Source organism: Nonomuraea sp. NPDC049607 (assembly GCF_040675375.1).
Taxonomy (GTDB): Bacteria; Actinomycetota; Actinomycetes; order Streptosporangiales; family Streptosporangiaceae; genus Nonomuraea.
In genome coordinates, this window is the sequence record NZ_JBFAOV010000017.1 from 1 (window position 1) to 21326 (window position 21326).

Consider the following 21326-nt stretch of genomic DNA (forward strand, 5'->3'; position numbering starts at 1 on the left):
CGGGCGGGGGGGGGGCCCCCGGGGGCGGGCCCGGCGGGGCGCCTGCCCCCCCCGGGGGGCCCCCCGGGGGGGGGCGCCCCCGGCCGGGGCCCGCGCCTCCCGGTCAGGACGTGATGTCCTTGCCGGAGAAGCGCGCCCAGGCGATCGAGCAGAACAGCACGATGTAGGCGCCGAAGGCCAGCAGCCCGTCCCGCAGCGCCGACAGGTCCATCGGGCTGCGCAGCACCGCGTCGAAGCTGGTGAACCTGGTCGGCAGCAGGTACGGCGTCACCGCGCTCAGCTCGGGGAAGGCCCGCAGCACCTGGCAGACGATCACCAGCACGAGCGTGGCGGCCACGGCCCCGATGGACACCTCGGTGAACGTCGACAACGCCAGCGCTACGGCCGCCAGCGCCGCCATGCCCGCCCCGACGTAGCCGACGGCGACGAGGATGCGCAGCAGCCCCTCGCCCATCGAGATGGTGGTGCCCGACAGCAGCGTCACCGGCCCGACCGGGAACAGGATCAGCCCGGTGACCAGCGCCGACAGCGCCACCACCACCGTGACGGCGTAGGCGAAGACGACCGCGTTGAGGTATTTGACGGCCAGCAGCCGGGTGCGTCCGGCGGGCGCGGCCAGCAGGTAGCGCAGGGTGCCGCCGCCCGCCTCCCCGGCCACCGAGTCGCCCGCGACCACGCTGACGGCGACCGGCATGAGCAGCAGCACGAGGAACGAGAAGGCGACGAACGTCAGCATGAGGCTGTTGCCCGCCACGTTCTGGATGAACCCGCCCATCCCATCGGAATCGTCGCCACCGAACGCGCGCAGGGCGAGGCCGAGGACGGCCGGCACGGAGGCGAGCACGGCCAGCATCATCAGGTTGCGCGGGCGGCGGAAGGTCAGGCCCAGCTCCGAGCCGAGCAGCCGCCAGAACGCCCCCCTCGCCCGCCTCGGCCCGTCGGCGGCGTCCGGCGTGGAGCCCTGGCCCGTGCCCTCCACGGCCTCCGCAGCGGTCAGGGCCGGGTCCGCGTCCGGGATGCGCCGTTCGGCGGTGCGCAGCGTCTCGGTGACGGGCACCAATCCGGGCGTGCGTCCCCGGCGGGTCTCAGTGGCCCGCGTCTCAGTGGCCCGCGTCTCAGCCGTCGACATCGAAGCCCTCCCCGGTCAGTCCGACGAACACGTCCTCCAGGCTCGGCCGCAGCACGGCCAGCCCCCGTACGGCGACCCCCTCGCCGACCAGCGCGGCGTTGATCCGCTCCGGCGCGTCGCCGCCCAGCTCGGCCGTCACGTCGGCGACGCCGGGCCGCACGTCGGCCAGCCCCAGCCGGCCGAGCACCCGCGCGGCGTCGGCCACGTCGGGCGTCTCGATCCGGACGCGCGTGGCCAGGCCGCCGTTCAGCGAGGCGATCGTGCCCTGGGCGGCCAGCCTGCCGGCCCTCATGATCGCCGCGTGCGTGCACATCTGCTCGACCTCGGCCAGCAGGTGCGAGGAGACGAAGACGGTGGTGCCGCCGGCGGCGATGTCCTTGACCAGCGCGCGCACCTCGCGGGTGCCCTGCGGGTCGAGGCCGTTGGTCGGCTCGTCCAGGATCAGCAGCTCGCGCGGGCCGAGCAGGGCGGCGGCGATGGCCAGCCGCTGGCGCATGCCGAGCGAGTAGTTGCGGTAGCGCTTGCCGGCCGCGGCCGACAGGCCCACCCGGTCGAGCGCGACGGCGACGCGCGCCCTGGCGGTACGGCGCACGGCGGTGGGGTCGGCGGCGTCGAAGCGCATCAGGTTGGCCTCGCCCGACAGGTACGGGTAGAACGCCGGCCCTTCCACCACCGCCCCCACCCGGGGCAGCGCCCGCGGCAGCGGCAGGCCGAGCAGGGAGTGCTCCCCCTCGGTGGGCGCGATCAGGCCCAGCAGCATGCGGATGGTCGTGGTCTTGCCCGAGCCGTTGGGGCCCAGGAAGCCGTAGACCGAGCCGCGCGGCACGGCCAGGTCGAGCGCGTCCACGGCCACCTGGCCGCCGCGGAAGCGCTTGGTCAGGCCGCGCGTGACGATGGCGTGCTCCCCGGAGGGCGGGGCCGCCCCGAAGGGCGCCCCCGCTTCCTGCGTGACGGCGGTCGTCACCTGACGCCCGCCGCCTGGGTGATCTCCTCCGGGGTGACCGCGCCGACCAGCAGGCGGCCGTCGTCGGTCAGCAGGACGGTGACGAGCTTGGTCCTGATCAGCCGGCCCGAGCCCCACGTGCCGCTCACCGGGGTGGCCGACTTCAGGACGGTGTCGGCCAGCGCGGCCGGATCGGCCTTCGAGCCGTCGCCGGCCCCGGCGCCGCCCGTGAGGTCCTCCGGCTTGAACGGCAGGACGGCCACGGTCGTCCAGCCGTCGCCGACGACCTTGAGCTCGCCCGCGACCTTCTCGGCCCGCTCGGCGTGCTCCTCGGCCCGCTTGACGTCGCCCAGCTCGCTGAGGTCCTGCTCCTTCACCTTGGCGCCCGCGGGCGGGGTGAAGGCGAAGTTCTCCGGCGCCGGTGGCGTGAACGTCACCTGGGTGAAGCCGACCTGGAAGGCCGGTTCCGCCGAGCCCTTGGCGTAGACCTGGACCTGGAGCGGGACGTAGGTCTCGCCGTCGAGCGCCAGACGCACCTCCTGCACCAGCGAGCCCTCGTCCTTGGGCGCCAGGACGAGCTGGTAGACCGGACGGCCGGCCACCTCGGCGGTGTTGATCACGCGGACCGCGGTGTGCTCGTCGGCCTTGGCCAGCAGCTGCTCGGCCACCTGCGCCGGCGTGAGCTGGGTCGGCGGCGGGGTGGGCCGCTGGTGCTCCCGGCCCGCGCCGGGCTTGATGGTCAACTTGGTGGCGGTGTTGGTGGCGCTCTCCCAGTACCAGCCCTGGTCGCCGTTGACGATCAGGTTGGTCTCGTTCAGCTGGGTCGGCATCGCCACCCGGAACCGGTCGGCGCCGCCGTACCAGACCTTGATCTCGTGCGAGCCGGACAGCAGGCTGAGCGGCGACTCGGAACCGGTCTGGGGCAGCGACGGCAGGCCGAGCGAGGCCGTCTGCTGCACGGTGCCGGACATGGGCGGCACCCCACCCCCCTTGCTCGTCGCCGCCACGGCGTCGGCCAGCAGTTGCTGGGCCGAACGCTCGGGCAGGACGGGCTCGCCGCTGACGGCCGCGATCACCGGGCCCGCTCCGATCGCGCCACCGATCAACGCCGCCGCGGCGATCGGGACTCCCCACCTCACGAACGTGCCTCTGCGCATCTCACTCCTTAACGGTATGTCGATGACCAGAGCCTGCGGCATGCATCCTGTGGCCGGCCTGAGACTGTCTGAGACGCCTCTCAGCCTTCTCAGCGGCGTCTCAGGTCAGGGACGGGAGAATCAGCACATGAGAGTACTGGTCGTCGAGGACGAGCGGCGGATGGCCGCGGCCCTCCAGCGCGGGCTGCAGGCCGAGGGGTTCGCCGTGGACCTCGCCCACGACGGCGAGGAGGGCCTGCACGCGGCCCGGCAGGGCGACTACGACGTCGTGGTGCTGGACATCATGCTGCCGAGGTTGTCGGGCTACAACGTGTGCAAGCAGTTGCGCGCCGAGGAGAACTGGGTGCCGATCCTCATGTTGTCGGCCAAGGACGGCGAATACGACATGGCCGACGGCCTCGACCTCGGCGCCGACGACTACCTGACCAAGCCCTTCTCGTACGTGGTGCTGGTGGCCAGGCTCCGGGCCCTGCTGCGGCGCGACGCCGGGCGGCGGCCGTCGGTGCTGGCGGCCGGCGACCTGTCCCTCGACCCGGCCCGCCGGAAGGTGCAGCGGGGCGAGACGCCGGTGGAGCTGACGCCGAGGGAGTTCGCGCTGCTGGAGTTCCTGATGCGCCGCCGTGACGAGGTGGTGTCGAAGTCGGAGATCCTGGAACACGTGTGGGACACCTTCGACACCGACCCCAACGTGGTCGAGGTCTACGTCGGCTACCTGCGGCGCAAGGTCGACGCCCCGTTCGGCAGGAACGCGCTGCAGACCGTGCGCGGTGCGGGCTACCGGCTGGCGGGCGACGGTGGCTGACTCCCCCGTGGCCTGGTGGCGGCGTCAGGGGCTGCGGTTCAGGCTGACGGTCGCGGCGGCCGCCGTGCTGGGGCTGGCGCTGGCGTTGTCGGCCTCGGTGCTGCTGTCGGTGCTCGACCGGGCGCTGATCGACACCGTCGACGAGTCCACCAGGCAGCAGGCCCAGAGCGTGCGCGTGGCGGCCGACGGCGGCACGCTGACCAGCCCGATCACCACGCACGACGGGACGATCGTCCAGGTGCTCGACCGGAGCGGGCGCATCACGCACGTCACGTACGGCACCGACCGGCTGGTGCCGCTGCTGGACGCGGCGGCCAGGGCCAGGGTGCTGCGGGAGGGGCGGGCGACGTTCCTGGACGGGCGGCCGTACGCGATCCCGGGGCCGCTGCGGGTGGTGGTCCTCAGCGCCGACCACGGGCAGACGGTGCTGGCGGCCCGTCCCATCGGCGAGATCCAGACGAGCCTGGGCGTCGCCGGGCGGGTGCTGCTGGTCGGCACGCCCGCGCTGGTCGTGCTGCTGGCGGTGGCGAGCTGGCTGATGATCGGCAGGACGCTGCGCCCGATCTCGTCGCTGCGCCGGGTCGCGGCCGAGATCACGCACACGGCCCGGTCCCGGCGGCTGCCGGTGCCGCAGTCGCGCGACGAGGTGTACGCCCTGGCCACCACGCTCAACGGCATGCTGTCCCGGCTGGAGGAGGCCGAGCAGCGCCAGCGCGCGCTGGTCTCCGACGCCGCCCACGAGCTGCGCAGCCCGTTGGCCAGCATCCGGCTGCAGCTTGAGGTGGCGCTCGGCCATCCGGAGGGCCAGGACTGGCGGGAGACCGCCGAGGGCGTGCTGGAGGACGCCCTGAGGCTGTCCAGGCTGGCGGAGGACCTGCTCGCGCTGGCCCGCCTGGACGAGCGCGGCGGCGTCCCGGCCCGCGACGAGCCGGTCAACCTCGACGAGGTGGTGCGCCAGGTCGCCGAGCGGTACGGCGAGGCCCGGCTGACCACGTGCGACCCCGTGGTGGTGCGCGGGGACGCGCTGGACCTGAGCCGGGTGCTGACGAACCTGATGGACAACGCCGTCCGGCACACCTCGTCGAAGGTCGAGGTGGCGCTGACCGCCGACGGCGTGCTGACGGTGACCGACGACGGGCCCGGCATCCCGGAGCGCGACCGGGAGCGGGTGTTCAACCGGTTCACCCGGCTGGACTCCGGCCGCAGCAGGGACGAGGGCGGGGCCGGGCTGGGGCTGGCGATCGTCCGGGAGACCGTGCGCGCCCACGGGGGGACCGTGGTGCTGGAGGACGCGGCGCCGGGCCTGCGCGCCGTGGTCCGCCTTCCGGTGTCCCGCTAGGTGTCCCGCTAGGCGGGCCGCCGGGGTGCTCGGCCCGCGCGACGCGTTGGGGGCGCCGGCGGGCTGCGGTCAGTGGCGGGGGTAGTGGGGGATCATGGAACGTTCCTGGTCAGGCGGCCGTGCCCTTCTCCGCGGTGGACAGGAAGTCCTGGGCGATGAGCGGCAGGCGGCGGCGTGCGTGCACCACGGCGATGACGCGTCGCACGGCCGGTTCGAGTGAGCGCACCACCAGGCCCGCCCGGGCGGCCTGGTCGGCCATGCCGCGGTACCACAGCAGCGAGGCCCGGCCGGCGCGGACCGCGTTGAGCCAGCCGTTGCGCTCGTCGGTCTCCAGGACGACCACGGGGGTGACGGCGTACTTGCCGAACATGGCGTCGAGCTCCCTGCGCCGCGAGCTGCCGCGGGCGGGCAGCGCCAGGCGCATCCCGTGGAGCTTGCCCATGGGGACCGGGTTGGGCAGGTCGAGCCCGGGCGGGGAGATCAGCACGATCTCCTGGCGTTCGAGCGGGTGGGTGATGAGGTCGGTGGGCACGGGCAGATCGGTGAGCCCGAGGTCGGCCCGCTGATCCCGGATGGCGCTGACGACGCCGTCGCGGCCGTCGCAGCGCACGATGTGCACGCGCACCCCTGGGTGCTCGGCCGCGTAGGCAGGGAGCAACCGCCCCGCGAGCCCGGGTTCGAGACTCGGTGTGGCGGCTATGCGCAGTTCGGCATCCGTCATGCCGGCGTGGTTGGCCAGGCCCTCGATCTCGTGGACGGCGTCGAGCGCCTCCCTCGCCAGCTTGACCACGCGACGGCCCTGTGCGGTGACCACCACGCCGCGGCCGGAGCGGGCGAAGAGCGTCATGCCCAGCTCCCGCTCAAGATCGCGGATCGCGCGGGACAGCGCAGGCTGCGCGATGTAGAGCGACCTGGCCGCGTCGGTCATGGTGCGGTGCTCCGCAGTCGCGACCACATAGCGGAGCTGCTGGAGGTTCATGCCAAAGAAGCTAGGACACCGCCCCGCTCCGGGACCGGGAGATAGCGGAGATCACCTCGATTGATTTCGGAGCGTGACCGAGTACCGCTACATCCGTGACGGGTGATAAATCAGTATGCTTTTGCCCCAAATTTGGCAAAGATCCTTTGGGGTCTGCCGCAAAGCCGTGCATTGCAGACAAGCGGGTTAACGGGGAGACACGGTGACAGCAAACGGGCAGTATCCACCTCCGCCACAGGGGCCAGGGCAGCCCCAGCGGCCTCCTTCGCGGCCCTGGCCGCCGCCGGGCTACGGGCAGCCGCAGCCGCGGGGCGGTCAGCCCTACCCGCAGGCTCCCCCGCCGCCCATGCCCCCGCCTCCGCAGGGCCCGCCGCCCGGTTCCCATCCCTATCCGCAGCAGCAGCCCCCGCCGAACCGCCCGCAGCAGCAGCCGTCGCCTCCACAGGGCTATCCGCCGCAGCCGCCGCAGCCGCCGCAGGCTTATCCGCCGCGCGGACCGCAGTTCCCGCCGCCGCAGTACGGGCAGCAGTTCCAGCCTCCGCCGCCGCCCCCGCCGCCCATGCCCACGCGGCAGTGGCCGCAGCAGCCGCGCAAGAAGTCCGGCATGGGGGTCGCCGGCGTGCTCGGGGCCGTGTTCGGGTCGCTGGCCGCGCTGTTCGTGCTGATCGTCATCGGGGCGGCGATGCTGAAGTCGTCCAAGCGCACGGAGACGACCACGCCGGTCGCGATCCCGTCGTACGAGCCGTCGCACAGCGACGAGCCCTTCCCCACACGGGAGCCCACCCGCGAGGCCGAGCCGACGCGCGAGCCGTCCGAGGAGCCCACCCAGCGGCCTACAGAGCGCCCGACGGAGCAGCCGACCGAGCAGCCGACCCAGGAGACGGTCACGCCGCCCAAGCAGGTCACGCTCAACACCAGCCTGAAGAACAACACCCTCTACAAGGCGGGCACCCTGCCGCGGGTGAACTGCCGGGCCGGCAACGCGAACGTCTTCAACCACAGCCAGCTCAAGGCGCTGATCCTGAAGACCGGCCGGTGCATGGACAAGGCGTGGGGGCCGATCCTGCAGCGTCAGGGCATCGCGTTCCGCCCGCCGGGCTACGCCATCGCGGCCGGACGCGGGCGGGGCGCCTGCGGCGACTATCCGTCGGCCGGGAGCATGGTGCCGTACTACTGCCCGCGCAACAACACGATCTACGCCTCCACCTCGGCGATGTCCAGGGGCAACGGCAACTCCCGCGGCTACGGCCAGATCATCTCCTGGCACGGCGGCATCATCAGCATGATGGCCCACGAGTACGGCCACCACGTCCAGAACATCAGCGGCGTGATGGACTCCTGGTGGCAGGGCACCCTGGCCTCCTCCAGCCAGAGCGGCAAGATGGCGCTGAGCAGGAGGCTGGAGCTGCAGGCCACCTGTCTGGGCGGCATGTGGATGCGCTCGGTCGCCGCCTCCTACCCGGTCCCTTCCTCGCTGCGCTCACGGCTTTTCTGGTTCTACGCGCAGGTGGGCGACTATCCCGGCTATCCGCGCGACCACGGCACGCCCGCCAACAACAACCGCTGGTTCCGGCAGGGGTGGGAGCGGGACAAGACGTACCAGTGCAACACGTGGATGGCGCCGTCCTCGACGACCTCCTGACAGACACGTGGCGTTCATCTCATGTTGAAGAGTTGTCTCTGATGTCCAGGTATGGGGGCTAGAATCCTGGCAATCTTGTGCCCGACATGGGGCGAACGTCATTTTTGCCTGGTAGGCGTGTGAAGGAGCCGGTGTGAGCAAGCGCGATGGGGTGGACCCCGTGCCCGGAGGCACCAAACGGCGCGCTCCACGCCCGCGCAAGGGCTCCTCCCCCGCGCCACGCTTCGCCAAACCCCTGACGATCGCCTCGATCATCGGCTGGACGGCTCTGTCCGCCCTCGTGCCCGGCGCCGCGCATCTGCGGGCCGGGCGCCGTCGTACCGGGCTGATCATGATCGGCGTGTACGCGGTGGTGCTGCTCTCGGCCCTGGCCTTCGGCCTGACGCGGGACCTGAGCAACGTGACGGGCCTCGCCGAGGACGGCGCCATGGTGACGGTGATCGTCATCGCCGCGGCGTGCGCGCTGGCCTGGTTCGCCGTGATCGCCGTCTCGTACGTGGCGCTGGGCCCGAACAGGCTGAACCAGCAGGGCCAGGTGGTGACCGGGATCGTCGTGGGCGTGCTGTGCGTGGCCGTCATGTCGCCGTTCGCGCTGACGGCCAACTACGTGCTGGCCGGGCGGGAGGCGGTCAACGCGATCTTCCCGTCCCACCCGGACCCGGAGAACCCCATCCAGATCAAGAACCCCGCGGACCCCTGGGACGGCAAGGCCCGGGTGAACTTCCTGCTCGTCGGCGGCGACGCCGCGGGCAACCGCGTCGGCGTGCGCACCGACAGCATGACGGTGGCCAGTGTGGACACCAGGACCGGCAACACCGTCCTGTTCAGCCTGCCGCGCAACCTGCAGCACGTGCGCTTCCCGCCGTCCTCGCCGCTGGCCAAGCACTTCCCCAACGGCTACATGGCCGAGCTGCCCAACGGCGGCCTGCTCAACGAGGTCTGGCAGTACGCCAACGACAACCCCCAGCTCATGGGCGGCAAGAACCGCGGCCCCCGAGCCCTGATGGACGCCATCGGCTACACCCTGAACCTCAAGATCGACTACTACGCCCTGATCAACATGTACGGCTTCGCCGCCCTCGTGGACGCCATCGGCGGCCTGAAGATCCGGGTCGAGCGGGACGTCAAGTGGGGCGGCCACTTCGGCACCGCGGGCACGATCAAGGCGGGCTACCGCAAGCTGTCGGGCGAGCAGGCCCTGTGGTACGGCCGCTCCCGCGTCGAAAGCGACGACTTCTCCCGCATGGGCCGCCAGCGCTGCGTCATCGGCGCCTTCGCCCAGCAGGCCACCCCCGGCGTGATCCTGACGAACTTCACCAAGATCGCCGGGGCGGCCAAGCGGCTGGCCCAGACGAACATCCCGCGTCCGCTCGTCGCGCCGCTGGCGGACCTGGCGCTCAAGGTCAAGGACGCCAAGATCACCAGCCTCCAGTTCGTGCCGCCGGACTTCTACTCGGGCCGGCCCGACTGGGTCAAGATCCGGGCGGCCACGAGAAAGGCGATCGCCGACTCCGACCGTTCCGCCCGCCAGGCCCAGACCGCCAACGTGACCGCCTCCCCTGGCCCCTCGGGCTCCCCGGCCACCTCGCCGTCGCGGACGCAGGCCCAGACGGGTACGCAGGCCGGGACACCGACGGAGACCCCGACCCGCAACACCCAGAAGAGCGGCGCGAAGTCCCTGGCGGAGCTCTGCGGCCTGTAACCGCCCCGCCCTGCCGGATCCACCCCGCCCTGCCGGATCCGGACCGGCAGGGCGATCCCGCGTGAGGACCCCCATGGGGGCGGCGCCGACGGCAGATCGCGGAAGCCCGCCGGTCCCCTTGGTCACACGAGCGCGGTTTTGCGCGGCATCACCGCGAGAGCGCCCAGGTAGAGCAGGGCGGCCACGATGAGCAGCCCCTTGTAGCCGATCACCAGCGCCAGGTACTCCAGGCAGCCGCCGACCATCGCGCCGAGCAGGTTCGCGCCGAAGGACGTGGTCGCGTCGGCGGTGTCGGAGAAACGTTTGGCGAAGACCACGTTCGCGGCGAAGATCGGCAGGAACGCCACCGTCACGGCCGCCACGGCGCGCAGCGGCACCGGCAGCGACAGCAGCCACGCGTTCGGCACGAGCCAGGCCAGCAACAGGCCGGCCAGCAGCACGGCGTACATGACGGGCAGCGGCGGGGTGCGGAAGCGGCGGGTCACCTCGACGGCGGCGAGCACGGCGACCAGCACCCCGGCGAAGACGATCGCGTTGACCACCCAGGTGGTGCCGAACAGCAGCGCGAAGCCGGTCACGCTCTTGGTCTCCAGCAGCATGAACGCCACCCCGAGCAGGAACAGGTCGGAGTAGGGCTTCATGCGCCCGTACGGGCCCGCCACGACGCGGACGGCCAGCAGGCTGACGATGAGGATCAGGCCGAGGGTGATGATGTAGATCGGCGGGATCGTGCGGTCCTTGAGGTAGAGGAAGGGACGGTCGTCGTCGGCGGGCGCCGGGGTGCCGGCGGCGGCGCCGGGCCACTCGCTCGCGCAGCGCTGGTCGGAGGCGGTCAGGCCGGCGGTGATGACGGCCTGCTGGCCGGCGGTGCTGACCACGTCGACGCAGGGCTTGTGGCCGAAGGCGGCCTGCATGGTGGAGGCCAGGCGGTCGACCAGCCAGCTCTCGCGGTAGTAGTTGTACATCGAGAAGGTGCCGCCGGGCCGCAGGTGGGCGCGGGCGGCCTTCATGGACTCCTCGGTGAACAGGTAGCTCTCCAGCCGCAGCGAGCTGGCCCCCGACACGAGTGTGAGCGAGTCGGGCAGGGCGAACAGGATCAGGTCGTAGCGGTCGCCGCTGCGTTCCAGGAAGGCGCGGCCGTCGGTGATGTGCGTGGTGACGCGCGGGTCGGCGTAGGGCTTGTCGGGGTGGACGGCGCCGCCCAGCTCGCGCAACTTGGGGTCGATCTCGACGGCGTCGACGTGCTGGGCGCCCTTGGACAGGGCGATGGCCACGTCGGTGCCGCTGCCCGCGCCGACGATCAGCACGTCCTTGGGCGGCCTGGTGGTGCGCTCGTAGGGCAGCCCGTACTGGCGCTCCCACTGCAGGCGGGCGTAGGCGGGCACGGCCTGCTGGTGGGGGATGCCGTTGACGGCGATGTCGGTGACCGGCACGCCGAGCATCTGCATCGCCTTGTAGGTCACCTTGTAGTACGGCGACCACAGCGCCCCGGCCGTCAGCGTCTCCGACAACAGCAGGCCGACGACCACGAGCGCGGGCAGGACCACCAGGCCCAGGTAGAGCGAGCGGGGCCGGGGCACCAGCAGCAGGCCGTAGCACAGGGCCGCGACCGCGCCCCAGAACACCGGCGGCGCCGACAGGAACGACAGCGCCGTGAACGCGGCGATCCCGCTGAGGCTGCCGATCAGGTCGTAGCGGTAGGCCTCCAGGCGCGGCAGCTCGGGGAAGCAGCGCCCGACCAGCTCGGCCGGCCCCATGAGCACCGCCGCGGCGGCGACGAAGATCACCGGCAGGATCAGCCAGGCGGGCGGCCCGACGGTGCCCAGGCTCGTCCAGTACAGGACGCCCTCGGTGTTGCGGTCGACGGTCACCGGGAAGGCCAGCACGAGGGCCACCAGGACGAGCAGGACGACCGGCGAGTAATAGGGCTGGCGCCGCGAGCGCCCCACGCGCAGGAATCCGAGTCCGATTCCAAGAAAAGAACCGAGCAGGACAAAATTGGTGAAATAACTCAGATGAACAATGTTCGATCCGGTCCACCGGATGAGCGCCAGTTCGAGGAAAAGCATGAAGGCACTGGCGAGAACGAGCCTCGGCCGGACCGGCAGCCAGTGATGTCTTTCTCCGTCGGAAACCGGCGTCTGCGCCTGGAGCGTCATGATGCATCACCGTAGTGAACAGACCGAAAACAAGGAAGTCTGACGCCCCGGAAACAATATCCGTCCGCTTCGCCAGTTATGCCATGTTTTCGCAGGTCACAACCGCTGCAAGGGGCTGGACGTGCCTTGGCGGATGCAGGAATGTTGGGTCGTTCGTTTTCCCCCTATGTTCGGTGGTGACTCATGCGGGTCCTGATCCAGCTCCGCCCCTCCCCCGATCTGGTCGCGGCCGTCGCCGACCCCGGCCAGACCGCCACCACGGCCGATGTCGCCGACGGTCTGCCCGGCGTCGAACTCGACACGGCCTTCACACCGGTCGCCGTGCCGAGGCCGGTCCCGGTGGCCGGCGGCGATCCCCTCTCCCTTCACCAGCCACTCACCTTCTCGCTGGCCGCCGAGGACGCCTCCGTGCTCGTCCGCGGCACGATCTCCGACGACGAGCTGACCTCGCGGGTCACGCTGCTGCCCACGCTGCGGCCCGACGTCGTCGGCGTGTTCGCCGATCCGGTGATCGAGTCCAGCCTGACCTGCGGCGGCAATCCGCCGGTGGGCGACTGGCACGACGTCGAGCGCCTGCTCAACGTCGCCGGCCTGCACGCCGAAGGGCTCGACGGCGCCGGGGTGGCGCTGGCCGTGCTCGACACCGGCATCAACGCCGCCCATGTCGCCAGACAGCTCGGCCGCGGCGTCACGCTCGACGCCGAACGCAGCTGGAGCCCCTCCGGCGTCACCGGGCGGGCCGGCCAGTTCGAGGTCGACCACGGCACGATGTGCGCCTTCGACGCGCTCATCGCCGCGCCGCAGGCGTCCCTGATCGACGTCCCGCTGCTGCGGTCGGCCCGGCCGGGCGGTTCGGCGCTCGACGGGCTGCTGTCCGACGCGGTGGCCGCCTTCACGCACCTGCGCACGGTGCTGGAGGCCCAGCCGGCGGCGTCCAGATCGCTGGTGGTGAGCAATTCGTGGGGGTCGTTCTCCCCCGAATGGGACTTCCCCGTCGGGCATCCGGGCAACTACTCCGACAACGCGGCCCACCCGTTCAACCTGGTGGTTGCCAGCCTCGACCGGGCGGGCGCGGACGTGCTGTTCGCGGCGGGCAACTGCGGCAAGGAGTGCCCCGACGGCCGGTGCGCCTTCCCCAACCGGCCCATCGGGGGCGCCAACTCCCATCCCAAGGCGCTGTCGATCGGCGCGGTCGACGTCAACGGCGAGCGGGTGGGCTACTCCTCGCAGGGCCCCGGGCGGCTGACCGCGCGCAAGCCCGACGTGTGCGCGTACACGCACTTCTCGGGGTCGCGGGCGTTCGGCGACGGCGAGCCCGACACGGGCACCTCGGCGGCGACGCCGGTGGCCGCCGGGCTGGTGGCCGCGGTGCGCACCCGATGGCCGGCCGCCAAGCTGTCACCTGCGCAGCTGCGGGCGCTGCTGCGGCGCACCGCCGAGGACCGCAGCGAGGTGGGCTTCGACTACGACTACGGCTACGGGACGGTCGATCCGGCGGGCATCCTGGCCGCGCTGCACCGGCGGGCCAGGGCGGCGGCCTGATCGCGGGCGGGCGGGCCGTCCCGGAGCGGCCCGCTCACGCGGTCTCCCGGTTGAACACACGGGCCCCGACGGCCAGGCCGACCACCGCCAGGACGGCGGTGACGGCGACGCCGAGCCCGACCGTGCCGGTGGCGTAGTGGCCGGCGAACAGGTCGCGCAGCGCCTCCAGCACGTACCTGAAGGGGCTGAGGCGGGACAGGACGTCCAGCCAGCCGGGCGCCATCGACATCGGCAGGAACGCGCCCGACAGCAGCACCAGCGGGATGACCGCCGTCGACATCACGGGTGCGAAGAGCTGCTCGCCGATGGTCAGCGCGACGGCGTACGACATCGCGGCCAGGCTCGCTCCCAGCACCACGACCAGCACGAACCCGGCCACGAGCCCGGCGATCGGCACCCGCATCCCGAAGGCGAACCCGACGGCCAGCAGCATCACCGTCTGGACGACCATCGTCACGGCGTTGTTGAGCACCCGTCCCAGCAGCAGGGCCAGCCGGCTGGCGGGGGTGACGCGCAGGCGCTCCAGCACGCCGAAGCGCCTGTCGAAGACCACCCCGAACCCGGCCAGCCCCATGCTCATCAGGCCGAGCTGGACGATCAGCCCCGGCACCAGCACCTCCCAGGTGCCGAACGTGGCGAAGATCGGCCCGAACAGCACCAGGAACAGCAGCGGCTGGACGGCGCCGAAGACGATGCCGAGCTTCTGCTTCAGGGTGGCGCGCAGGGAGTGGCGGAACAGCACCCAGGTGTCGCGCAGCATCAGACCCCCGCCTCCTCACGCAGCGACCTGCCGGTGATGTCGAGGAACGCCTCGTCGAGCGTGCGGCCCGCCTTGAGCTCGGCCGGGGTGCCCTCGGCGGCGATGCGGCCGCCGTCGATGATCAGCAGGCGGTCGCAGAGCGCGTCGGCCTCGTCGAGGTAGTGGGTGGTCAGGAAGATCGTCACGCCGTGCTCCTCGCGCAGGGAGCGGACGTGCTCCCACAGGTTGGCGCGGCTCTGCGGGTCGAGGCCGGTGGTCGGCTCGTCCAGGAAGAGCAGCCGGGGGTCGTGCAGCAGGGCGAAGGCGATGTCGAAGCGGCGGCGCTGGCCGCCCGACAGCGCGCCGCCCACGCGCTCCTCCAGGCCGGCCAGGTCGAGCCGGGCCAGGACCTCGCGGTACCTGGACCTGGCCGCGGCCCTGGTCAGGCCGTACAGCATGCCTTGCAGTTCCAGCTCGTCGGCGAGCGGGGCCATGACGTTGACGCCGCCGCCCTGCGAGACGTAGCCGATGCGGCGGCGCACCTCTCGCGGGTCGCCCAGCAGGTCGTGGCCCGCCACGGTGGCGGTGCCCGAGGTGGGGCGGAGCAGGGTCGTCAGCATGCGCATGGTCGTGGTCTTGCCGGCGCCGTTGGGGCCGAGGAAGCCGACGATCTCGCCGGCCTCCACCGAGATGTCGACGCCTTTGACGGCCTCCACGCCGCCTTCGAAGGTCTTGGTCAGACCTGTGGTTCTCAACATGTGTGATCGCCTCCAAAATTAGGGTAACCACAATTTTGGGGTCACTGCAAACTTGGTATCATGGCGGCATGGAAGAGGGGTTGCGGGAGCGCAAGAAGCGGGAGACCAGGCAGCGCATCGCGGACATGGCGATGGGGCTGTTCATGACGCGCGGGTTCGACAGCGTGACCGTGGCCGAGATCGCGCGGGCCGCGGACGTGTCGGTCAACACGGTCTTCAACTACTTCCCGACCAAGGAAGACCTGTTCGCCGACCGGCAGGAGCTGGTGACCGACCTGCCGCAGCAGGTGGTGCGCGGGCGGCGGCCGGGCGAGAGTGTGGCGCGGGCCTTCCGCCGCGACTTCCTGGACGCCCTCGACTCACGCGACTGGCGCTACGGCCTCAACGCGGGCGGCGACGTGTTCGCCCGGATCGTCAACGACAGCCCGTCACTGGTGGCCAAGCTGCACGAGCTGCACGTCGCGCGGGTGCAGGCGCTGGCCGCGGCCCTGGCCGACGAGCTCGACGCCGACCCCGACGACCTGACCCCGCGGATGGTGGCCACGCACGTCCTCGGCACGACCAAGATCCTCACCGATCACGCGATGACCCGGACGCTGGCGGGCGAGAGCTGGGAGACGATCGCGCCCGACCTGCGGGCGCAGGCCACGGCGGCCTTCGACCTGCTGGAGTCGGGCATCGGCGGCTACTGCGTGCGGCCTCTAGTTGTTGGAGAAGATGGCCGACAGGATGCCGGCCCCGAGCCCGAGGACCATGAACGCGGCCCCGATGATTAGCAGGATCGTGGCGATCATGCCGCAGACACGGCCGGCCTGCACCGCGCCCCGGTTGTCGTAGGGGTAGCCGCTGCCGTCGATCTCCTTGAGCGCCTTGTTGCCCATCGACCAGGCGAAGGGGCCGAGGATGCCGCAGACCACCAGGCTCAGGATGCCGAGGACGAGGATGGTGGTGCCGTTGGGGTGGCTCTGGGGCGGCGGCCCGTAGTAGGACGGTCCGTAGTTCGGATACGACATGCCCCTTGCGCCCCCTTGCCCCTGTGACTATCAGGTGCGATTTATACCACAGGCAACTCCTTGATCATGTTGCTGCATCATGGAACGGCACATGACCGATCTTTAGGAGCCTGCCCCCGTGCGTGAACGCCTCCAAGCCCTCCTCGCCGACCGGCGCTTCCAGCGTTTCATCGTCGGCGTCATCCTGGTCAACGCGGCCACCCTCGGCCTGGAGACCGTCCCCGCCGTCGCCGGGGAGTTCGGCCACGTGCTGGTCGCCATCGACCACGTCGCCCTGTACATCTTCGTGGCCGAGCTGCTGGCCAAGGTCTACGTCGAGCGGTCGGCGTTCGTGCGCGACCCGTGGAACCTGTTCGACACCGTGATCGTGGGCATCGCCCTGGTCCCGGCGTCCGGCGGGCTGTCGGTGCTGCGCTCGCTGCGCATCCTGCGGGCCCTGCGCCTGCTGTCGGTGGTGCCGAGCCTGCGCCGGGTGGTCTCGGCGCTGCTGCGCGCCCTGCCCGGGATGAGCTCGATCGTGGTGCTGCTCTCCCTGGTCCTGTACGTGGCCGCCGTGATGGCCACCAAGCTGTACGGCGACGACGCCCCCGAGCGCTTCGGCAGCCTGCCGACCTCGCTGTTCACCCTCTACCAGACGATGACCGGGGACGACTGGGGCAACATCGCCCGCGAGGTGATGGGCGCCCACCCCACGGCCTGGATCTTCTTCACCATCTTCATCCTCGTCTGCACGTTCGTCGTGCTGAACCTGTTCATGGCGGTCGTGGTGAGCGCCATGGACGAGGAGTCGGCCGAGGAGCGGGCGGCGCTGGAGCAGGACAACAGCGTGCACACCCAGCGCATCCTGGAGGAGCTGAGCGCCCTGCGCCGCGAGGTCGCCGAGCTGCGCCGGCAGGACGTCGCCGGCTGACCCGCCCGCCGGCCCTGCTCACCGCCCTGCCCGCCGACCCCGGCCGCACGGCTAGCGCGAATAGAACTCCACCACGAGCTGCTCGTCCACCGGCACCGCGATCTGCTCGCGCTCGGGCCGGTGGGTGAGGGTGAAGCTCAGGCCGGCGCGGTCGACCGTCAGGTAGGGCGCGATGCGCTCGTCGGCGTGCACGCCCTCGGCGGCGGCCACGAAGGGCTGCATGCGCCGCGAGCGCTCCCGCACCGTGACGATCTGGCCCGGCTTGACCAGGTAGCTGGGGATGTCCACCTTGCGGCCGTCCACGGCGATGTGGCCGTGGGTGACGTACTGGCGGGCGGCATAGATCGAGGGGGCCAGGCCGGCCCGCAGCACCAGGGAGGCCAGGCGGCTCTCCAGGATCGTGACCAGTTCGGCGCCCGAGGCGCCCGGCTTGCGTACCGCCAGGTCCCAGTAGCGGCGCAACTGCCGTTCGGACACGTCGTAGTACCAGCGCAGCTTCTGCTTCTCCAGCAGCCGCAGCCCGTAGTCGCCGGTGGTGCGGCGGTTGGTCTTGCGGCCGTGCTCGCCCGGCGGGTACGGCCGCTGCTCGAAGTAGCGGACGGCTTTCCTGGTCAGCGGGACGCCCGCGCGACGCGACAGTCGCACCTTCGGGCCGGTGTAGCGCACGTTCACCTCCATGTGGTTAGGTAATCCTTACTTAGGTAAGCCTAACCTACCCGTGGATGTGATCTCAATGTTGCCCCTCGCCGAGCGGATCCGTACTCTCGCCTCGACCTCGACGCCGGCCAAACTCACGGTGGACGGCGTCCACTGCCCCGCCCGCGGCGGCGTGGACGAGCGCGGCCGCCCGGTGCTGCTGGTCCGGCCCGGCGAGCCCCTGCACGGCCTGCGCGAGGACGCCGTGGTCGCGGTGAACCTGACGGCCATGCGGCAGCTCGGCGAGGTGACGCATCCGCGGGCGCTGATCGAGGTGCACGGGTGGGCGGAGGCCGTGCCGGAGTCGCAGGCCCGCTCCGCGGCGGTGGCGGTGGCCGCGCACAGCGCCGACGAGGGCCTGTTCGACGCCCTGGAACGGTACGGTCGCCCCGGCGCCCCGCGCCTGCTGCGCCTGGACGTGGCCCAGGTGGTCTACCTGACCGGCCAGGAGTCCGGCGTGCTCGACGCCGACGACTACCTCGGCGCGGCGCCCGACCCGCTGACCGAGACGGCCGAACGGGTGATCGCGCACGTCAACGCCTCCCACCGGCCGCAGCTCACCGCGGGCGTGGCCAGGCAGCTCGGCGAGGAGCCCGGCGAGGTGTGGCTGTGGGAGCTCGACCGGTACGGCGCCACCGTGCGCGTGGACGAGTCGCTGGTGCGCTTCCCGTGGCCGGTCCCCGCCCGCTCGGAGCTGTGCCTGGAGACGGCGTTGCGCGGGCTGCTGTGCGCGTGTTGATCACGATTGACGCCGTATTTTCCGGGCGGACGTCCACTACCGGCCGACCCATGCCTCCGCCTCGCTACCATCGGGGTACGTGAGCGGAACCCATCGATCAGCGGCGCGAGCCGCCTCCTCCCCGTCCGAGGGCGGCGGGCGGCGCGGGCGGGCGCTGATGGCCGCCGGGGTGCTGCTGGGCACGCTCATGCTGGCCACCGCGGGCGCGCTCATGGGCGACACGTTCAACTCGCCGGGCCTCGACCCGGTCCACTGGCCGCACGACGCGCGCCGGACCTCCGGGGAGCCGGGGCCCGTCGCCACCGACTCCCGCCGTCCCGTCGCGGTGAGGTCGGAACGCGCCGCCGTCGCCTCCGGCCCCGTCGCCGACCGGCCCGCCAAGACCGCCACAGGGCCCGCCGTGGGCCGTACCGGACCTTTCGTGGCCGGTTCCACACCGCCGGGCGGGTCCACGCCGTCGGCCGTCCAGCCGGAGGGCGGGCGGGGAACGCGCCGCCCGCACTCGACCGTCCCCGGCCCCGCCGCGACGGCCCCGGGCCGGACCCCGGCCCCGTCGCCGTCCCGCCCGCACGGCTCCCTGCCCGGCCCCACGCCGACGCCGTCCTGGAGCACGGGCCCGGCGGCGAGCGACCCTCCGTCCCATCCGCACGGCACCCCGCCGGGCCGCGTCCCGTCCAGGACCCACGGCCCCAAGAGCCGGACGTAGCTCCCCCGCCTGTAGGCGGGCGTTCACCCAGTTGTTGATCATCCGTCGCCGGTGGCCCGTAAGGTGGGCTCCCCATCGGGGGGACGGAGGGCGATGACGCGGGAGTTCTGGGCGGACGACACGTCGTTGGCGAACGCGGCGCACGCCATGGACGAGTCCGCGGACCTGTTCGGGCGGCACGTGGACACACTGCTGGGCCGCCTGTCGGGCGGGGGCCGCTCTCCGTGGGGCATCGGCGTGGTCGGCATGGCCGTGGACGAGATCAACCTCCTGGTCGGCGAGGCGTGCACCCGCCTGCACGAGAGCATGGCCAGCGCCGGGACGGGCCTGCGGGACATGGCCGCCGTCCGCCGGGCCGCCGAACGGGCGACGGTGCCGACCGCCCGGGTGATCGACGCTTCATGACGGTGATGCTGCCGCCCCAACTGGAGATCGCCTTCCAGGCGCTCGGCGTGCCCTGGCCCACCCAGGACGAGGACGGGCTGCGCGCCGGCGCGGCGGCCTACCGTGAGTGCGCGGCGGCGCTCGTCGTCCAGGTCACGCCGCTGGTGCGCGAGTCGCTCGGCCGGGCCGCCACCGGCAACGCGGGGCTGCACATGGAGGCGGTGGCCGCGTTCTGGGACGAACTGGACCGGGACGACGACCGCTCGGGCCACCTGTCCAGGATGGGCACGACCCTGAACGCCCTGGCCGACGCGCACGAGGCGGCGGCGCTGCTGGTGGAGGCGCTGAAGGCGGTGCTCGTCGCGCTGGCCGCCGGAGTGGTCGCCGTCCTGGTGTGGGCGGTGGCGGCGGCCGCGGTGAGCGGTGGGGCGGCGGCTCTCCAGGCCAGGTCCGCGCTCCTGTCGTTACGGGTCTCGGCCATGCGCTTCTGCCGGGCCTTCGTGCGCCAGCTGGAGCGCTTCTTCGCGCGCGACCTGGCCACGGGGCTGCGTGCGCTGCTGCACCCCGTCCTCAGCGCCCGCAAGGCCCGCACCCTGACGAAGGAACGGGCGGGCGCCCGGCCGGTCGGCGCCGCCGAACGTGACCTGCTGTCCAGGCTGAGCCGGGTACGGGACAAGGACGTCGTCCCGTACCCGCACGCCGGCGACGAGGGCGTCTACCTGGTCACCCTCGACAACGGCAGCCGCGCGATCTACAAGCTGCCCCCCGGCCGCAGCCCCCGGGAGACGGTGCCGAGGTCGGGCATGCCGCGCCGCGAGGCCGAGGCGTACCGGTTCAGCGAGCGCCTGGGCTGGGACCTCGTACCGCCCACGACGACCTGGGACGGCCCCTACGGGCACGGCTCGGTGCAGCTGTGGGTGGAGAACGCGCGCGGCGGAGGCATGGGACGCGGCGTCCCGGAGATCCAGCGCGAGCGCGCGGCCGTCTTCGACTACGTCATCGGCAGCCTCGACCGGCATTCGGAGAACTACCTGACCGACGAGGCCGGCGGCCTCCGGCTGATCGACAACGCGCTGTCGAACCCGCGGTCGCACACCCGGGCCATGCGCTCGCCGTTCCTCATGGCCTACCGCGACGAGCCGCTCAGCCCCGGGATCGTCGCCGACCTGCGGGCGCTGGACCTGGAGCAGGAGGCCCGGCTGCTGCGCGAGTCCGGGTTCGGGCACCGGGAGATCAGGGGCAGGCTCCAGCGGCTGCAGGAGCTGCGGGAGCAGGGCATGATCACCTCGTCGGCGTGGCGCGGCCGCATCCAGTCCGGCGACAGCTGGTGACGGCGGCCTCCGGCCGGTTCACCCCTCGCCGCTCCCGGGCGTCATGCCGCGCAGGAGGTAGCCGAGGCCGGTGGCGAAGGTGGCGTCCCAGTCGTGGCCGAGGCCGTGCGCGGCCAGCGCCGGGTAGCTGGCGGCCCGCTCGCGCAGGAACGCGTCGGTGTCGTGCAGGTCGCGGCGCTGCCAGGTGACCTGCATGATGACCGAGCCCATGACGTAGTTGGACAGGCTGTAGGCGGCCTGCGGGCCGTCGAGACCGGCCCCGGACAACGTCCGGTAGAGGAAGTCGGTGCGCTCCAGGGCGTTGGGGCCCATGAGCGGGCGGTCGAGGATGGTGGCCGACCAGGGGTGGCGCAGCAGGGCGGCGCGCCAGCCGTCCATCAGGTCGCGTGCGGCCGTGCGCCAGTCGTCGTGGTCCCCGGGGAGCGGCACCTCGCCGAAGACGGCGTCGAGCGCCAGGTCCAGGACGTCCTCCTTGGTGCGGACGTGCCAGTAGAGGGTGGTCGAGCCGGTGTCGAGGCGTTCGGCCAGCCGGCGCATGGTGAGCCCGCCCACGCCCTCCTCGTCGAGCAGCGCGAGGGCCTCGGCGACGATCCGGTCAAGCGTCAGCCTGGGCTTGGCGTCCTTACGGGGGCGCACCCATACGTTGTCCACCCGTC

At 72.2% G+C, this 21326-nt stretch carries 21 protein-coding genes; 11 read left to right on the top strand and 10 right to left on the bottom strand.

What is annotated here, in order from left to right; translation table 11 throughout:
- Positions 1–103: 103 nt before the first annotated feature.
- Genes AB0J97_RS29450 through AB0J97_RS29460 form a run of 3 tightly spaced genes read right to left on the bottom strand, consistent with a single transcriptional unit; the run spans position 104 to position 3229 of the window.
- A complete protein-coding gene (locus AB0J97_RS29450) occupies positions 104–1129 on the bottom strand; it encodes an ABC transporter permease (protein WP_364094307.1) in 1026 nt (341 codons plus the stop codon).
- Entirely contained in the window at positions 1116–2093 is a 978-nt protein-coding gene (locus tag AB0J97_RS29455; protein ID WP_364094310.1) for an ABC transporter ATP-binding protein, read from the bottom strand. The genes AB0J97_RS29450 and AB0J97_RS29455 overlap by 14 nt, the downstream gene beginning before the upstream one ends.
- The gene (locus AB0J97_RS29460) at positions 2090–3229 is read right to left on the bottom strand and encodes a DUF2092 domain-containing protein (protein WP_364094312.1); all 1140 of its coding nucleotides are present in this window, start codon (positions 3227–3229) and stop codon (positions 2090–2092) included. Before AB0J97_RS29460 ends, AB0J97_RS29455 begins: the two co-directional genes overlap by 4 nt.
- A 127-nt stretch (positions 3230–3356) precedes the next feature.
- Here AB0J97_RS29460 and AB0J97_RS29465 point away from each other — a divergent pair, with 127 nt between their 5' ends.
- Entirely contained in the window at positions 3357–4031 is a 675-nt protein-coding gene (locus AB0J97_RS29465; RefSeq protein WP_364094315.1) for a response regulator transcription factor, read from the top strand.
- Positions 4024–5370 carry an ATP-binding protein gene (locus AB0J97_RS29470; protein WP_357696005.1) on the top strand — a complete coding sequence of 449 codons (1347 nt, stop codon included), beginning with the start codon at positions 4024–4026 and terminating at the stop codon, positions 5368–5370. The genes AB0J97_RS29465 and AB0J97_RS29470 overlap by 8 nt, the downstream gene beginning before the upstream one ends.
- A gap of 109 nt (positions 5371–5479) precedes the next feature.
- On the opposite strand, the gene AB0J97_RS29475 is transcribed toward AB0J97_RS29470, so the two are convergent.
- Positions 5480–6349 (bottom strand): LysR family transcriptional regulator, encoded by an 870-nt coding sequence (locus AB0J97_RS29475; protein WP_357696003.1) that lies wholly within the window; start codon positions 6347–6349, stop codon positions 5480–5482.
- Positions 6350–6695: 346 nt separating this feature from the next.
- On the opposite strand from AB0J97_RS29475, the gene AB0J97_RS29480 reads away from it, so the two are divergent.
- Together AB0J97_RS29480 and AB0J97_RS29485 are read left to right on the top strand one after the other, a co-directional pair.
- Positions 6696–7991, top strand: coding sequence for a neutral zinc metallopeptidase (locus AB0J97_RS29480; protein ID WP_364094320.1), 1296 nt, complete (start codon positions 6696–6698; stop codon positions 7989–7991).
- A 133-nt stretch (positions 7992–8124) separates the two neighbouring features.
- A complete protein-coding gene (locus AB0J97_RS29485; RefSeq protein WP_364094323.1) occupies positions 8125–9693 on the top strand; it encodes an LCP family protein in 1569 nt (522 codons plus the stop codon).
- A gap of 122 nt (positions 9694–9815) precedes the next feature.
- Here the strand turns inward: AB0J97_RS29485 and AB0J97_RS29490 are convergent, their stop codons facing one another.
- Complete coding sequence (locus AB0J97_RS29490; protein ID WP_364094326.1) at positions 9816–11642, bottom strand: spermidine synthase; 1827 nt, start codon at positions 11640–11642, stop codon at positions 9816–9818.
- 393 nt (positions 11643–12035) lie between these two features.
- Between AB0J97_RS29490 and AB0J97_RS29495 the strand changes: the two genes are divergently transcribed.
- Positions 12036–13394 (top strand): S8 family serine peptidase, encoded by a 1359-nt coding sequence (locus AB0J97_RS29495; protein ID WP_357695995.1) that lies wholly within the window; start codon positions 12036–12038, stop codon positions 13392–13394.
- A gap of 34 nt (positions 13395–13428) precedes the next feature.
- On the opposite strand, the gene AB0J97_RS29500 is transcribed toward AB0J97_RS29495, so the two are convergent.
- Both AB0J97_RS29500 and AB0J97_RS29505 read right to left on the bottom strand, forming a co-directional pair.
- Complete coding sequence (locus tag AB0J97_RS29500; RefSeq protein WP_357695993.1) at positions 13429–14154, bottom strand: ABC transporter permease; 726 nt, start codon at positions 14152–14154, stop codon at positions 13429–13431.
- Entirely contained in the window at positions 14154–14891 is a 738-nt protein-coding gene (locus tag AB0J97_RS29505) for an ATP-binding cassette domain-containing protein (protein ID WP_357695991.1), read from the bottom strand. Before AB0J97_RS29505 ends, AB0J97_RS29500 begins: the two co-directional genes overlap by 1 nt.
- Before the next feature lie 68 nt (positions 14892–14959).
- Here AB0J97_RS29505 and AB0J97_RS29510 point away from each other — a divergent pair, with 68 nt between their 5' ends.
- Positions 14960–15667 (top strand): TetR/AcrR family transcriptional regulator, encoded by a 708-nt coding sequence (locus tag AB0J97_RS29510; RefSeq protein ID WP_364094332.1) that lies wholly within the window; start codon positions 14960–14962, stop codon positions 15665–15667.
- Here AB0J97_RS29510 and AB0J97_RS29515 read toward each other — a convergent pair.
- The gene (locus tag AB0J97_RS29515) at positions 15593–15904 is read right to left on the bottom strand and encodes a DUF4190 domain-containing protein (RefSeq protein WP_357695987.1); all 312 of its coding nucleotides are present in this window, start codon (positions 15902–15904) and stop codon (positions 15593–15595) included. The two genes, AB0J97_RS29510 and AB0J97_RS29515, sit on opposite strands and share 75 nt — an antisense overlap.
- Positions 15905–16022: 118 nt before the next feature.
- Here AB0J97_RS29515 and AB0J97_RS29520 point away from each other — a divergent pair, with 118 nt between their 5' ends.
- A complete protein-coding gene (locus tag AB0J97_RS29520) occupies positions 16023–16814 on the top strand; it encodes an ion transporter (protein WP_364094337.1) in 792 nt (263 codons plus the stop codon).
- Between the two features lie 51 nt (positions 16815–16865).
- Here the strand turns inward: AB0J97_RS29520 and rpsD are convergent, their stop codons facing one another.
- Positions 16866–17480 carry a 30S ribosomal protein S4 gene (gene rpsD, locus AB0J97_RS29525; protein ID WP_364094766.1) on the bottom strand — a complete coding sequence of 205 codons (615 nt, stop codon included), beginning with the start codon at positions 17478–17480 and terminating at the stop codon, positions 16866–16868.
- Between the two features lie 67 nt (positions 17481–17547).
- Between rpsD and AB0J97_RS29530 the strand changes: the two genes are divergently transcribed.
- The 4 genes from AB0J97_RS29530 (at position 17548) to AB0J97_RS29545 (ending at position 20670) form a co-directional block, all read left to right on the top strand.
- Positions 17548–18249, top strand: a complete 702-nt coding sequence (locus AB0J97_RS29530; RefSeq protein WP_364094769.1) for a DUF2470 domain-containing protein — start codon at positions 17548–17550, stop codon at positions 18247–18249.
- Positions 18250–18328: 79 nt separating this feature from the next.
- On the top strand, positions 18329–18955 hold the full coding sequence (locus tag AB0J97_RS29535; RefSeq protein WP_364094340.1) for a hypothetical protein: 627 nt from the start codon (positions 18329–18331) through the stop codon (positions 18953–18955).
- Between the two features lie 93 nt (positions 18956–19048).
- Complete coding sequence (locus AB0J97_RS29540; RefSeq protein WP_364094344.1) at positions 19049–19360, top strand: hypothetical protein; 312 nt, start codon at positions 19049–19051, stop codon at positions 19358–19360.
- Positions 19357–20670, top strand: coding sequence for a hypothetical protein (locus AB0J97_RS29545; protein WP_364094347.1), 1314 nt, complete (start codon positions 19357–19359; stop codon positions 20668–20670). The genes AB0J97_RS29540 and AB0J97_RS29545 overlap by 4 nt, the downstream gene beginning before the upstream one ends.
- A gap of 18 nt (positions 20671–20688) precedes the next feature.
- Here AB0J97_RS29545 and AB0J97_RS29550 read toward each other — a convergent pair whose 3' ends face one another.
- A complete protein-coding gene (locus tag AB0J97_RS29550; RefSeq protein ID WP_364094351.1) occupies positions 20689–21321 on the bottom strand; it encodes a TetR/AcrR family transcriptional regulator C-terminal domain-containing protein in 633 nt (210 codons plus the stop codon).
- Positions 21322–21326 lie beyond the last annotated feature (5 nt).

Bases quoted from the DNA above. Each gene is read 5' to 3' on its own strand.
- AB0J97_RS29510 (WP_364094332.1), top strand. From the start codon at position 14,960: ATGGAAGAGGGGTTGCGGGAGCGCAAGAAGCGGGAGACCAGGCAGCGC.
- AB0J97_RS29505 (WP_357695991.1), bottom strand. From the start codon at position 14,891: ATGTTGAGAACCACAGGTCTGACCAAGACCTTCGAAGGCGGCGTGGAG.
- AB0J97_RS29475 (WP_357696003.1), bottom strand. From the start codon at position 6,349: ATGAACCTCCAGCAGCTCCGCTATGTGGTCGCGACTGCGGAGCACCGC.
- AB0J97_RS29545 (WP_364094347.1), top strand. From the start codon at position 19,357: ATGACGGTGATGCTGCCGCCCCAACTGGAGATCGCCTTCCAGGCGCTC.
- AB0J97_RS29500 (WP_357695993.1), bottom strand. From the start codon at position 14,154: ATGCTGCGCGACACCTGGGTGCTGTTCCGCCACTCCCTGCGCGCCACC.
- AB0J97_RS29540 (WP_364094344.1), top strand. From the start codon at position 19,049: ATGACGCGGGAGTTCTGGGCGGACGACACGTCGTTGGCGAACGCGGCG.
- AB0J97_RS29465 (WP_364094315.1), top strand. From the start codon at position 3,357: ATGAGAGTACTGGTCGTCGAGGACGAGCGGCGGATGGCCGCGGCCCTC.
- AB0J97_RS29515 (WP_357695987.1), bottom strand. From the start codon at position 15,904: ATGTCGTATCCGAACTACGGACCGTCCTACTACGGGCCGCCGCCCCAG.
- AB0J97_RS29530 (WP_364094769.1), top strand. From the start codon at position 17,548: ATGTTGCCCCTCGCCGAGCGGATCCGTACTCTCGCCTCGACCTCGACG.
- AB0J97_RS29460 (WP_364094312.1), bottom strand. From the start codon at position 3,229: ATGCGCAGAGGCACGTTCGTGAGGTGGGGAGTCCCGATCGCCGCGGCG.
- AB0J97_RS29480 (WP_364094320.1), top strand. From the start codon at position 6,696: ATGCCCCCGCCTCCGCAGGGCCCGCCGCCCGGTTCCCATCCCTATCCG.
- AB0J97_RS29450 (WP_364094307.1), bottom strand. From the start codon at position 1,129: ATGTCGACGGCTGAGACGCGGGCCACTGAGACGCGGGCCACTGAGACC.
- AB0J97_RS29495 (WP_357695995.1), top strand. From the start codon at position 12,036: ATGCGGGTCCTGATCCAGCTCCGCCCCTCCCCCGATCTGGTCGCGGCC.